This window comes from Actinoplanes ianthinogenes (assembly GCF_018324205.1).
Classification (GTDB): domain Bacteria; phylum Actinomycetota; class Actinomycetes; order Mycobacteriales; family Micromonosporaceae; genus Actinoplanes; species Actinoplanes ianthinogenes.
Map to the genome: position 1 here is coordinate 4,664,192 of NZ_AP023356.1, position 12,867 is coordinate 4,677,058.

9 protein-coding genes are annotated in these 12,867 nt (G+C 69.0%); 5 read left to right on the forward strand and 4 right to left on the reverse strand.

The window, feature by feature from the left end:
• Nucleotides 1-2: 2 nt before the first annotated feature.
• Complete coding sequence (locus Aiant_RS47030; RefSeq protein ID WP_189332037.1) at nt 3-3,488, forward strand: hypothetical protein; 3,486 nt, start codon at nt 3-5, stop codon at nt 3,486-3,488.
• Nucleotides 3,489-3,893: 405 nt separating this feature from the next.
• Here Aiant_RS47030 and Aiant_RS21005 read toward each other — a convergent pair whose 3' ends face one another.
• From Aiant_RS21005 to Aiant_RS21015, 3 genes are all read right to left on the reverse strand, one after another.
• A complete protein-coding gene (locus tag Aiant_RS21005; protein WP_189332036.1) occupies nt 3,894-5,432 on the reverse strand; it encodes a glycosyltransferase family 87 protein in 1,539 nt (512 codons plus the stop codon).
• Nucleotides 5,433-5,557: 125 nt separating this feature from the next.
• Nucleotides 5,558-7,891 (reverse strand): transglycosylase domain-containing protein, encoded by a 2,334-nt coding sequence (locus Aiant_RS21010; protein ID WP_229830347.1) that lies wholly within the window; start codon nt 7,889-7,891, stop codon nt 5,558-5,560.
• 436 nt (nt 7,892-8,327) lie between these two features.
• The gene (locus Aiant_RS21015) at nt 8,328-8,762 is read right to left on the reverse strand and encodes a DUF5318 domain-containing protein (protein WP_189332034.1); all 435 of its coding nucleotides are present in this window, start codon (nt 8,760-8,762) and stop codon (nt 8,328-8,330) included.
• A 160-nt stretch (nt 8,763-8,922) separates the two neighbouring features.
• Between Aiant_RS21015 and Aiant_RS21020 the strand changes: the two genes are divergently transcribed.
• Nucleotides 8,923-9,552: a PadR family transcriptional regulator gene (locus Aiant_RS21020; protein WP_189332033.1), complete on the forward strand. Its 630-nt coding sequence runs from the start codon at nt 8,923-8,925 to the stop codon at nt 9,550-9,552.
• Nucleotides 9,553-9,575: 23 nt separating this feature from the next.
• Nucleotides 9,576-10,655, forward strand: a complete 1,080-nt coding sequence (locus Aiant_RS21025; protein WP_189332032.1) for an inositol-3-phosphate synthase — start codon at nt 9,576-9,578, stop codon at nt 10,653-10,655.
• A gap of 92 nt (nt 10,656-10,747) precedes the next feature.
• Here the strand turns inward: Aiant_RS21025 and Aiant_RS21030 are convergent, their stop codons facing one another.
• Complete coding sequence (locus Aiant_RS21030; protein ID WP_245006663.1) at nt 10,748-11,203, reverse strand: methylated-DNA--[protein]-cysteine S-methyltransferase; 456 nt, start codon at nt 11,201-11,203, stop codon at nt 10,748-10,750.
• Between the two features lie 88 nt (nt 11,204-11,291).
• On the opposite strand from Aiant_RS21030, the gene Aiant_RS21035 reads away from it, so the two are divergent.
• Complete coding sequence (locus tag Aiant_RS21035) at nt 11,292-11,810, forward strand: SigE family RNA polymerase sigma factor (protein WP_189332030.1); 519 nt, start codon at nt 11,292-11,294, stop codon at nt 11,808-11,810.
• Nucleotides 11,807-12,862, forward strand: coding sequence for a beta-propeller fold lactonase family protein (locus Aiant_RS21040; RefSeq protein ID WP_189332029.1), 1,056 nt, complete (start codon nt 11,807-11,809; stop codon nt 12,860-12,862). Before Aiant_RS21035 ends, Aiant_RS21040 begins: the two co-directional genes overlap by 4 nt.
• Nucleotides 12,863-12,867: the final 5 nt, after the last annotated feature.

Genomic DNA, 12,867 nt, shown 5'->3' on the forward strand with positions numbered 1-12,867 from the left:
TCATGACCGAGCAGCCGCAACCGCTCTCGATTCGGTCCGATGGGGATGCCGTGCAGGGGTCGAAGGGGCGACGGCTTTTCGGGATCTTCGGGTCTCGTCGGGCGGATAAAAAGGGCGGATCGGGTTCGACTGAGGCCGAGAAACTGGGACCTCGGGCGGAGCAGATCGCGGCTGGGGCCGGGACGGCGGGTGAGTCCGGGGCCGCCAAGCTGAAGGCCGCTGTTTCGGCGGATAAATCGGATAAAGACGCTGAGTCGGATTCGGCGGGCACGAGCAGCGGCGCCGGCGACACCGCGGCCAAGGATTCGGCAGCTGCGGGTGGGGGCGAGGAGGGGTCCGGCGGTCCACATGGGAGCCCGGCGAGGCGGAAGCGGAAGGCGCTCCCGGAGACCCGGCCGCCGGGAGCTCCGGAGGACCCCTGGACGGCATTCACCGCCATCGCGGCGGAGAAGCCGCCGGGCCGGATCCGGCGTGGATTCCGGGCCGTCCGGCGCACGTTCGTGCATGAGTACGCGCTGGCCGCCTATGTGTCCGCGGTTCTTGCGATCGGGCTGACCTGGCCGACACTGCGGTACCCACTGCACACGCTGCCGCAGGACCTGGGCGACCCGTCGCGGCAGGCTTGGCAGGTGTCCTGGCTGGGCCACGTGCTGCGGACGAACCCGGTCAAGCTGTGGCAATCAAACGCCTACTTCCCCAACCCCAACAGCTTTGCGTACGGCGACAGCCTGCTCGGATATGCCGGCTTCGGTCTGGTCGGGGACGGGCCGGGCGCTGCCGTGCTGCGGTACAACATCCTCTTCGTGCTGGCGCACGCTCTGCTGCTGTTCGGTGCGTATGCGCTGGTGCGGCAGCTCGGGGCACGGCCGATGGGTGCGGCGGTGGCGGCGGCCGCCTTTGCGTACGCGCCGTGGCGTCTTGCCCAGGAAGGGCATCTCGACATCATCTCGGCAGGGGCGATTCCGCTGGCGTTGGCGCTGCTGGCGCGGGGGCACGGGTGGTCGTTGCGCTACGGGTTCCGGCCGGATCGGCGGCGGGCGGCGTGGGCGGCGCTCGGCTGGGTGGTGGCGACCTGGCAGTTGAGTCTTGGGTTCTCGCTGGGGCTTCCGTTCGCTTATGTGCTTGCGGGGGTTGTGCTGTTTCTGCTGGTGGGGGTGCCGGTTCGGCGGATTCGTCGGCGGTGGCGGGAGAAGCGGCGGGAGAAGGAGCGGGGCGGCTCGGCAGAGTCGGGCGCGGCAGGGTCGGGCGCGGCAGGGTCGGGCGCGGCAGGGTCGGGCGCGGCAGGGTCCGGCTCGGCAGGGTCCGGCTCGGCAGGGTCCGGCTCGGCAGGGTCCGGCGGGAAGGCGGCGAGTGCTGCGGCCTCCGGCAAGGTCGACGAGAAGGATGCTGGGGCGGGCGGAGCCGGCGAGGAAGCGGCGCGTGACGAGGACTCCGACAAAGCCGGGAAGAAAGTGGGTTCGCGGGGGGACGGGTCTGGCCATGAGACGGTGGGCGACAAGGCCGCCGCTGTTGCTGCGGAGAAGCGGCAGGCAGCGAGTCCGGCTTCGACGGAACGGGCTGCGGGCTCGCCGGGCACGGCCGGGGCGGAATCGGTCAAGCCGGGACCGGGTGCGGGTGATGCCGGCAAGGCAGCGGCCCGGGCGACGGATGTCGGTGAGGGCGCGCCGCGCGACGAGGTGCCGAGCAAGGCTGAAGCGCGCGGTGAAGTGCCGAGCAAGGGTGAAGCGCGCGCTGAGGGGCCGAGCAAGACTGAAGCGCGGGACGGGCTGCCGAGTAAGGCAGGGGCGCGCGACGGGGTGGTCAGCGGTCCGGAAATCCGTAAGGAGCGGTCGGCCAAAAAGGATGCGGCCCACGATGGGCCTTCCAGGGACGAATCCGGCGAAGATGACGCGGACCTGGCCTCATCCGGCAAGGCTGAGACGGGCGAGGATGAGAGTGGCAAGGACGCTTCCGGCAAGGACGTTGGTGAGTCTGCGGCCAGCCAGGACGCTGGCGGCAGAGGCTCGGCTGACAAGTCGGAGTCGGGCGAGAGCAAGCCTGGTGAAAGCAAGGTAGCCGCTGGTAAGGCCGGTGATGAGAAACCGGGTGAGGGCAAGGCTGACAAGGGTGAAGCCGGCGGGGGCGAGGTCGGCGAGAGTAAGCCTGGTGAGAACGAGGCCGCGGGCGGCAAGGCCCGTGATGCCGGTGGCGACAAAACCGGTGGCGACAAGGCCGGTAGTGAAAAGGCTGACGGCGGCAAGGCCGGTGACAGCAAGCCCGACGACAAGCCCGACGGCGGCAAGACCGGTGACAGCAAGGCGGTTGACGACAAGGCTGACGGCGGCAAGGCCGCTGACAGCAAGCCCGACGGCAGCAAGGCCGCTGACAGCAAGACCGGTGGCGGGGCGACTGGTGGCAACAAAACCGGTGGCGGCAAGGCTGGCGGGGGCAAGGCTGGCCGGAGGTGGGCTGGCGGTCGAAGGCGGGCTGGGAAGGTTGGGCCTCGGCGGGAGAGTCGGGCGGTCCTTGGCTGGCGGCTCCTGGTTGCCAACGTGCTGGGGGTGTTGTTCTTCCTCGGGGTCGGTGCGGTGATTGCGATTCCGTATCTGCGGGCGCCGGACTCGGCGACCCGGAGTACGGAGATCGACTTCTTCTCGCCGCCGGTGCGGAGCCTGTTGATCGGGCCGGCCGAATCGCGGATCTGGGGTGCCGCGCACGCCACACCGCGGGCCTCGCTGGCCTGGCCGGCGGAGATGTCGTTGCTTCCCGGGTTCGTGCTCTATGCGCTGGCCCTGGCGGGACTGATCTTCTCGATCTGGCGGTGGCGGCAGCGACTGGTCCTGGTGCTGTCCCTGGCAGCCGCGGTGATCCTCACTCTGGGCACGAAGTTCTTCGGCGGACGGTGGACCTATCTGCCGCTCTTCGGGCACTTCCCGGCCTCGTTCGACCTGCGCATCTCCGGTCGGCTGATGCTCTGGACGACGTTGCTGCTGGCGGTTCTGGCGGCCGGGGCGATCGACGAGTTCGTGCGGCGGATCGAGCACTTCGCGGCGCAGCGCACGCCGCCGTGGCCGAGTCCGTGGCTGCGGATGGCGACCACCATTCCCCTGCTCCTGGTGGTGCTGGAGGGGTGGAACGCGACTGCGCATCCGGTGGTTCCGGTCCAGCCGGCCGCTTTGCGTACGGTGGGTGGCCCGATGCTCGTGCTGCCGACGGCGGAGCTCAGCGACCAGACCGTTCAGCTGTGGAGCACGTCGCGATACCAGCAGGTGACCAACGGCGGCGGGATTGTGGCTGCCGCCAACCAGGCGGAGATGCGGCAGAAGGTCACGTCGTTCCCGGACCTGGCGAGCATTCAGTACCTGCGGGAGAAGGGGGTCGGCACGGTTCTGCTGATCCGGTCCGAGGTTGTCGGCACGCCTTGGGAGCAGGCGGGTGATCTTCCGGTCGACGCGCTCGGCATCCGTCGCGAGGACCTTCCCGACGCGGTCGTCTTCCGGCTGAGCTGAGAGTCGCACCGCCGGGAGGGGCGCGGAACTTCGCCGCGCAGGCGGGACGGAGCTCGGAGCCGCGCAGGCGGCACGGGGCTCCGAGCTGCGCTGGGCGCGTTGGGCCGGACTTAGCGGGCCGGGGGCAAGGCTGGGCGGCGCGGGTGAGGACTGGCGCTGGTGCTGGATCGCACGGGACCGGGCTGGCGCTGGCGCTGGATCGCACGGGACCGGGCTCTGGCACTGGATGGCACGGGACCGGGCTGGCGCTGGATGACACGGGACCGAGGTCACACGGGACCAGGGCTGGCGCTGGGCGGGACCGGGCTGAGGGCGTACCGAAAGCGAAAACCGGAAGCGGAAGCGGCCGGGAGAGAGAAGCGAAGCGGGGCACACCCGAAGGTGTGCCCCGCCCGGAGAAACAAGCTAGACCTTGGCCATCACCGGCGGCTCCGGCGGCAGACCGACCGGCGCCACCGGCGGCCGGCCGAAGCCGAGCGACCACCGCAACCGCTGCACCCAGCCCTCATCCGGGCCTTCCGCCAAGCCGGCGTCCGGATCGGCCCCACCGTAGGTCTGCCGGACCGCATCCAGCTCCGGCCGCCAGATCTCCCGGATCACCAGGCCGCACAGCACCCCCACGGTGATCAGCCGCAGGGCGGAGGCCAGCACGAACGTGCCCTCCGGGATCACCGACTTGCCGCCGTCGCCGGCGCCGATCAGCTCGGCGTAGAACGCGGCGAAGTAGCAGATCTCGGCGACGGTCCAGGCCAGGATCGCGCCCCACTTCGGGCGGGCCAGGACGATCAGCGGGAGCAGCCACAGCACATACTGCTGCGACCAGACCTTGCTGAAGATCAGGAAGAAGGCGACGACCAGGAACGCCAGCTGGGCCAGGCGTGGCGGCTGCGGGGCGAGCAGACCGAGCACCAGCAGGCCGAAGCAGGCCAGGCCGAAGAGCGCGTAGGTCACCAGGTTGAGCGTGGGCACGTGGTCGCTGAGCCACTGGAACGGGCCGCCTCCGGTGCTGCTCCACTTACCGTCGAGGTACCGGCCGACGTACCAGAAAGTGCCCCAGTCGACCGGCCGCTCCGAGTTGAGCCGGAAGAACCGCAGCCACGCCTCGTGCTGCCAGTACCAGACCGGGAAGTTGACCACGGCCCAGGCGACCACCGCGCCCACCGTCGCCAGGAGCCAGGAACGCAGCCGCCCGGAGCGCAACGCGATGATGAACAGCGGCCCGATGATGAACAGCGGCCACAGTTTGGCCGCGCCGCCGAGCCCGAGCAGGACGCCGGCCCACAGCGGCTGCCGGCGCACCCACAGCAGCAGGCCGATGGCGGCCAGGCCGATCGCCAGGAAGTCCCAGTTGACCGTGGCGGTCACCAGGATGATCGGGGAGAGCGCGAAGATCGCCGCGTCCCACGGCCTTCGTCGGCGCAGCGCCAGGATCACTCCCACCGTGATCACCGCGAACAGCGACAGGACCAGAGCATTGGCGTTGTAGAACCAGCTGCCCTGGTTGATGTCCGGGTGCTTCACCCCGTACCAGTGCACCGGCAGCCCGAGTGCCCCCATGAAGTAACCGGTGACGACCGGGTACTCGACCTGGTGGTTGACGTAGGGGACGGCGCCGTCGCTCAGACCCTCGGCGTAGTAGAGGGCGAGCACGTCGGTGTAGCAGAACCGGGTGTACTGGATGTTTTTCTGCCAGTCGCCGCTCATGCAGGGCGATTTCTGCACCCAGGACAGCGCCAGGATCAGGCAGGTCAGGGCCATGATGATCCGCGACGCGGTCCAGAACCGGCCGGGCCGGGCCTCCGGACGGGTCGCGTGCGAGCCGAGCGGCCCGCCGATGAGTTGCGACAGCCCCCGCACGAAACCGTCCGAGGTCGCGGTGGAGGTAGAAACGCTGGGGCCGTCGCTGGGGGCGTCGGGCCGATCGGGGGACGGTTGCGCGCTCATGTCTTGGCATCATGCCGCATCAACGTCGAAGATCGACCGCCGACCGGATACGGCACACCGAGAGATACCGGATGAAAAGCGGCGCCCACCTCGATGAGGTGGGCGCCGCTCAGATCAGTGGGACATCAACCGCCGTTACCGCCGTTACCGCCAGTGCCGCCGTTGCCCCCATTACCGCCGTTGCCACCGTTACCGCCGCCGGTGTTACCCGTGTTGTTGCCGGGGCCGCCGCCGTTGTCCTGGTTCTGGCAGAGGATCGACAGCGCGCCGTTACAGACCCCGCTGTTGTCCTGGACCGGGTCCGGCGGCGGCGTCTGGCCGTTGCCGCGCGAGTCGTCACCGCCGGGGATCCGATCCGGGAAGCTGGCCTTCTCCCAGTCCTTCTTCTCGGCCACCGTGTCGAGGAACTTCTTCCAGATCGACGCCGGCGTGCCGGAGCCGAACATCTTCTTGCCGCTCTCCTCGGTCAGCGGCACGCGGTTCTTCTTGCCGCCGACCCAGACGGTGGCGGCCAGCTGCGGGATGCCGCCGACGAACCAGGCATCACCGTTGGCGCTGCTGTTCGTGGAGTTGAGCTCCCACGAACCACTCTTGGCGATCGCGTCCCGGCCGTTCGCCAGGGTGTGCTTGGCATGCTCCGGGATCCGCTTCAGCACGCCGGTCAGGTCGGACATCTGCTGCGCGTCGAAGACCTTGGTGCCTTCCTTGGTGACCGTGGTCAGGCTCTTCGTCTTACCGGTGGCCTGGTCGACCGCCTTGATCGACTTGATGAAATGCGTCTGGTGGCGGACGCCCTGCGCCACGATCGTGGCGACGCCGGTCGCGTGCTCCAGCGGGACCACCCGGAACTGGCCGAAACCGACCTCACTGCTGAAGTTGTTGTGCAGCGTCTCCGGGCTGGCCTTCTCCAGGTCGATGCGCTCGCCCTGCGGGTGCTTGTCCGTGGAGTTGGTCCAGATGTACCGGATACCGGCCTTCTTGGCCGTGGCGAGGACCTTCTCGGAGCCGAGCTGGTCGGCGATCCAGTAGAACGGGAAGTTGTAGGACCGGACGGTCGCCGTCTCCAGGTCACAGAACTTGATCTTGCCGTCACACAGGCTGTCGTCGGCACCGGCATTACTGATCTTCTTGCCGTTGGCCCGGGTCTTGGTGCCGTCCCAGGTGGTCTTGAAGGAGTAGTTGTTGGCCAGTGCCGTGGTCGCCGTGTAGATCTTGAAGGACGAGGCCGGTGACTGTCCGCCGCCGTTCTCGATCACGCCGTTGCCGTCACCGTCCATGTAACCGGCGTAGTCGGTGCCGGTCGGATCGTCACCGCCGTAGTAACCGAGCACCTCGCCGGTGTCCGGATCGATGCCGATCACCGCGGCCTGATACGTGGCCGGACGTCCGTGCAGCGGCGATTCGTCGCTCTTGCGGGAGCCGGCTTCCTCAGCCGCCTTCTGGATCACCGGGTCGATCGTGGTGGTGATCGTCAGACCACCACGCTCCTGGGCGTCGCTGTTGATGCCGAGCTGGTTCAGCTCGTACGTCACGTGCCGCAGAATCATGCCGACCGGCTTGCCGTCCGCGCAGGTCTTGCAGGTGGCGCTGGCCTTGTTCGGCAGCGGCTGAGGCCAGACCCGCTTGTCGTAGACGTCCTTGGTGATCCAGCCCATGTCGTACATGTTGCGCATCGTGTACTCCCACCGGATCTTGGCATCGGTGGGGTTGATGTTCGGGTCGTAACCCTTGTGCGTGGCGGTCGGGTAGGGCTGCTTGATGATCGAGGCGATCGCCGCGGCCTGGTAGGCGTTGATCTCCTTGCGGCCGCCGGACCCCTTCTGGACGATGCTGACGTTGTAGTAGCCGTTCGCCGCGGCCTCCGCGCCGAGCCGGCCCTCGCCGAGGTCGATGTAGTTCAGGTACAGCCCCATGATCTCGGGCTTGGTGTACTTCGACTCCAGCTTGCGGGCGATCACGGCCTCGCGCAGCTTGCGGCTGTAGCTGATGTCCTTCAGGTCGGCGACGTGTCGCGCGTACTGCTGGGTGATGGTGGACGCGCCCTGCTTGTCACCGCCGGTGAAGTTGTTCCAGGCGGCGCGGGCGATGCCCTTCATGTCGATGCCGTTGTGGGTGTAGAAGTTCTTGTCCTCAGCGGCGGCGACGGCGTGCGCCATGGTGTCGCTGATGTTCTGGTACGGCACGTTGACCCGGGGCTTGCCCAGCTTGGCGAGCGTCTGGCCCTTGGCGTTGAGGACGACGTTCATCTGGTCCTCAGCCTTGGGCGTGGGGAGCTCGACGTCATCGAAGAAGTAGGTGCCACCCACGATGCCGGCGCCGATCATGATGACCAGCACGGCGGCCGCCGCGGTCAGGATGTTCGCACGGCGGTACTTCTTGTCGGCCTTGGTCCGCGGGCGCTTGCCCCCGCCACCGCCGCCGACGCCGGCGGAACCCCCGCCGGACGTGGGAGGCGGCACCGACGCGCGGCCACCGACTGACGCGGCACCGACCGACGCACGGCCTGGGGCGGCCGAGCCCACGGAGGCGGAGCCGACCGAGGCGCGCCCGCCGACCGAGGCGGAGCCCACCGACGCCGAACCCACCGACGCGGAGCCGACCGAAGCCGAACCGGATGGCCGCCGATAGGCATCGGGTGCGGGACGTTGCTCGTCCGGTCCGGAAGCAGCGGACGGCCCGGGCACTCGGGCCCGGGCTCGTGCGTTCTGCGGATCGCCGTACGCGTTCATTCCTTCACACCTACCGTTCGCGGGGGCGCGGCCCGCCCCGCCGGGAGATGCTCCCGGAGGCCGCGCCACGAGCGGGCGTTTGAGGCTGCGTCACCGGCAGCCGATGGTTCCGACACCGAAAACGAGCCTGTCCTAAACGTGTCCACGTTACTGACATCGATCCGGTTCACCGTCGGCCCTCCCCGACCTGTGAAACAGAACCCGTTTTCCATTGAATCGGGGACTCGTCCTCACCGAGCGCGTCGCGACCGAGCACGTAGCGCTCGATGAGGTGGTTCCAGGAGCAGGAGCGGCACACCTCGACGACGAAGACCTGGAACTCACGCAGCGTCATCGCGAGGACCGGCAACTCGGCAACTTTGTGCGCCTGGCCGGCGGACTGCTTCAGCTCGTCGCCATAGACGTAGTGCACCAGAGTCAGGTTGTCGCGACGGCAGATCGGGCATCGCTCCTCGGTCGGCTCGCCGTGGAACGTCGCAGCGTTTTTCAAGTACGGCGACGCGTCGCACACCTCAAGCGGGCTGACCTTGCCATTCCGCACGTCACGCAGGACTGCCCGCCTCTGAAGCGAGTAGTCGACAACCTGCCGCTGCGTGCGCATGGCGAGAAGAGTACGCGGTCACCGCGACCGGGGCGACCGCCATCACGGAGCGTGGCGTGGCGACCGCGCAGCATGTCCGAGTTGCGCCTCCCGCGATCCCGATCTACGGTGACGATGTATCGGGCCGATACATCGGGACACACTCTGAGGGAGGGTCGAGGTGCTGGAGTTGGCGATCCTCGGGCTTCTGCAGGAGGCCCCGATGCACGGGTACGAACTCCGCAAGGAGCTGGCCACCAAACTGGGCACGCTTCGCGCCGCGATCAGTTACGGGACGTTGTACCCGACGCTGAAGCGGTTGAAGCTGGCCGGCTGGATCAGCGAAGCCGAGGCGAACACCAACGAAATTGTTCCCCCGATGACCAGCAAACGGGGCCGGGTTGTCTACAAGATCACGGCGGAGGGCAAGGAACGCTTCGCGGAGCTCCTCGCCACCGCCGGGCCGGAGACGTATGACGACGCCGGTTTCGGGGTGCATTTCGCGTTCTTCGCCCGGACCGACCAGGCCACCCGGCTACGGATCCTGGAGGGGCGCCGACGGCGGATCGAGGAGCGCCGGGAGGGACTGCGGGAGATTCTCGCCCGCGCCGCCGACCGCCTCGACGCCTACACGCTCGAACTCCAGCGACACGGCCTCGACGCGTGCGAGCGCGAGGTCCGCTGGCTGGAGGAGCTGATCACCAACGAGCGGTCCGGCCGAACCCCGGCCTTCCGCAACCGTTCCGGCGGGCTGTCGCCGGCAGCGGAGACACCCCCGGAAACACCGCGTCCGCACCTGGACCGGCCGTGATGAACAACAAGGAGGCAAACGCGATGGGTTCCGTCCGCGTCGCCATCGTCGGTGTGGGTAACTGCGCCTCGTCCCTCGTGCAGGGCGTGGAGTACTACAAGAACGCCGACCCCAACGACCGCGTGCCGGGTCTCATGCACGTGACCTTCGGCGACTACCACGTATCCGACGTGAAGTTCGTCGCGGCGTTCGATGTGGACGCCAAGAAGGTCGGCATGGACCTGAGCGAAGCGATCGTCGCCAGCGAGAACAACACGATCAAGCTGACCGACGTGCCGCCGACCGGCGTCACCGTGCAGCGCGGCCCGACCTTCGACGGCCTGGGCACGTACTACCGGGAGATCATCGAGGAGTCCTCGGCCGAGGCCGTCGACGTGGCGCAGGCGCTGCGTGACGCCGAGGTCGACGTGGTCGTCTCCTACCTCCCGGTCGGTTCCGAGCAGGCCGACAAGTTCTACGCGCAGGCCGCGATCGACGCCGGTTGTGCGTTCGTGAACGCGCTGCCGGTGTTCATCGCCTCCGACCCGGTCTGGGCGCAGAAGTTCACCGACGCCGGCCTCCCGATCGTCGGCGACGACATCAAGAGCCAGGTCGGCGCGACCATCGTGCACCGCGCGCTGGCCAAGCTGTTCGAAGACCGTGGCGTCGAGCTGCTGCGCACGTACCAGCTCAACTTCGGCGGCAACATGGACTTCATGAACATGCTGGAGCGCAACCGCCTGGTCTCGAAGAAGATCTCGAAGACCCAGTCGGTCACCTCGCAGATCCCGCACGAGATGATCAAGAGCGACGTGCACATCGGCCCGTCCGACCACGTGCCGTGGCTCGACGACCGCAAGTGGGCGTACATCCGCCTGGAGGGCCGCTCGTTCGGTGACACCCCGCTGAACGCCGAGCTCAAGCTCGAGGTGTGGGACTCGCCGAACTCGGCCGGCGTGATCATCGACGCGGTCCGCGCCGCGAAGATCGCCAAGGACCGCGGGATCGGTGGCCCGATCCTCTCGGCGTCCTCCTACTTCATGAAGTCCCCGCCGGTGCAGTACAGCGACCACGACGCGCACAACGCGGTCGAGGCCTTCATCAAGGGCGAGGTCGAGCGCTGACCCGCTCCGCGTGAACAAGGCCGGCCCAGCTCATGGGCCGGCCTTTTTACTTCACAACCCCGTTTTTCATACGCACACAGCACGCTCCCGGTTCACCCCCAGGCCCGGGTCAGCGCCACCGCGGCCTCCAGCTCGAGCAGCTTGCGTTTGCGCTCCAGGCCGCCGCCGAAGCCGACCATCTTGCCGCCGGCGCCGACCACCCGATGGCACGGGACGATCACCGGCACCGGATTGTGGTTGCAGGCCGTGCCGACCGCACGGGCGGCTCCCGGATCGCCCAGGGCGGTGGCGATCGCCCCATAGGTCACCATCTCGCCGTACGGAATCCGGGCGATCTCGGCCCACACCGCGCGCTCGAACTCGGAGCCGCCACGCAGCTCCACCGGCACCGTGAAGTCGGTCAGCTCCCCCGCGAAATAGGCCGCCAGCTGCACCGCGGCCGGATGGTCCGCGGTGTCGCCCGGCCGCGCGCCGAAGCGCACCCCCACCACGACGTCGCCCTCGACGGCGACGCCGAGCGGCCCGATCGGTGACTCGACGACGAACACCCCTCGATTCTGCCTCGGGGGTACGACAAACTCCGGCGGCCGTGCAGACATCGGCGTCACCCGTACGTCTTATCCGCTGGAGGTGACCGTGAAGGAATCGACTGACGCCGCGTTCATCGCGTTCGTCGAGGAACGTGGCGCGGCGCTGGTGCGGATCGCGTACGCGATGACCGGCGACCAGCGATCCGCCGAGGATCTGGTGCAGTCCGCGCTGGCCAAGGCCTACACGAAGTGGCCACGGATCCGGGACGACGCCGAGCCGTACGTGCGGCGGATCATCTACAACGACCGGATCTCGATCTGGCGCCGGCAGTCTCGAATCCACGAGTTCCCGGTCGCCGAGGTGCCCGACCTGTATCCGCACTCCGGGCACGACCACGACACAACGCTCCGGTTGACGCTCCGGCAGGCGCTGCTCGCGCTGCCCGCCCGGCAACGAGCCGTCCTGGTGTTGCGCTACCTGGAGGACCGTTCAGTGGACGAGACCGCGGACATCCTCGGCTGCCGGCGCGGCACGGTCGCCAGCCAGGCGACTCGGGCGCTGCGCAAGCTACGTGACCTGATCCCCGAGCTGAACGAGACGACCGCCGCGGAGGTGCTGCGATGACCCGGACCGCCAACGACCTGCTCCGCACCACAGTGCGCGACCTCGCCGGGGAAGCCGGCGCGCCGCACGCGTTCGCCGCCCGGGCCCTGGCCGCCGGACAACGACGGCGACGCCTCCGCCACACGGTCGTCTCGGTCGCGGCGGCGGTGCTGGTCGGGGTGACCGCGGCGGTGCCGTACACGCTGACCCACCGGCACGCCCCGGCCCCGCCCGCCGCCGTCGCCGCCGATCTCGGCATCCCGCCCTTCGACCCCCAGCAGGCATACGCGCTACCGGGTGGCGCCCGGCTGGTCGGCGCCTTCCGATACGGCTCGTCCGGCGACACCGCCACCCTGGTGCTCCCCCCGGGCAGCGCCGGATACCGGTCGATCTCCGGGTTCACCGGATCGCTCAACGTCGCGCCCACCGGCCGGTACGCGCTGGTCGAGCGGCTGGAGGCCGAGCACCCCCACCTCGTCGAGGTCACCACCGGCCGGGAATGGACCCTGCCGTATCCGATCGCGACCGCGGCGGTCTGGTCCTCCGACGGCACCCGGCTGCTGGTCACCCGGGAAACCGGCTTCTCCGTGGTCGATCCGGCCACCGGACAGGCGGTCGACCACGACATCGATCCGGGCGAGACCCGCTGCCTCAACCGCTGCCAGTTCACCTGGCTGGCCGGCGGCAAGCAGGTCGCGCTGCCTCAGGCCGTGGCGCGCAACAGTGAGGCGCCACAGGTCACCGGCCTGGCGATCTTCGACGCCGGCACCGGCGAGCTGCTGCGCACCATCCCGGTGACCGCAGCGCCGCTGGGCCGCGACGCCTGGTCGCCGGACGGCCGGCTGGTCCTCACCCTGGACACCGGCAAGATCGGTCACGTGTCGATCGCCGACGCCGCCACCGGCCGGGTGCTCGGCAGCCTGCCGGCCGAGACCGCGGTGTTCCGGCCGGACGGCACGGTGCTCGCCACGGACCGGAAGAAGGTGACCTGGTACGCCGCCGACGGCCAGCCGATCGAGACACTGACCCTGCCGGACGGGCTGGCCGGGCGGCAGCTGACATTCGGCCGGTGAACCGT

What these genes read in the sequence shown, in the direction of transcription:
- Aiant_RS47030 (WP_189332037.1), top strand. Translation starts at nt 3, where the DNA reads ATGACCGAGCAGCCGCAACCGCTCTCGATTCGGTCCGATGGGGATGCC.
- Aiant_RS21005 (WP_189332036.1), bottom strand. Translation starts at nt 5,432, where the DNA reads ATGAGCGCGCAACCGTCCCCCGATCGGCCCGACGCCCCCAGCGACGGC.
- Aiant_RS21015 (WP_189332034.1), bottom strand. Translation starts at nt 8,762, where the DNA reads ATGCGCACGCAGCGGCAGGTTGTCGACTACTCGCTTCAGAGGCGGGCA.
- Aiant_RS21025 (WP_189332032.1), top strand. Translation starts at nt 9,576, where the DNA reads ATGGGTTCCGTCCGCGTCGCCATCGTCGGTGTGGGTAACTGCGCCTCG.
- Aiant_RS21040 (WP_189332029.1), top strand. Translation starts at nt 11,807, where the DNA reads ATGACCCGGACCGCCAACGACCTGCTCCGCACCACAGTGCGCGACCTC.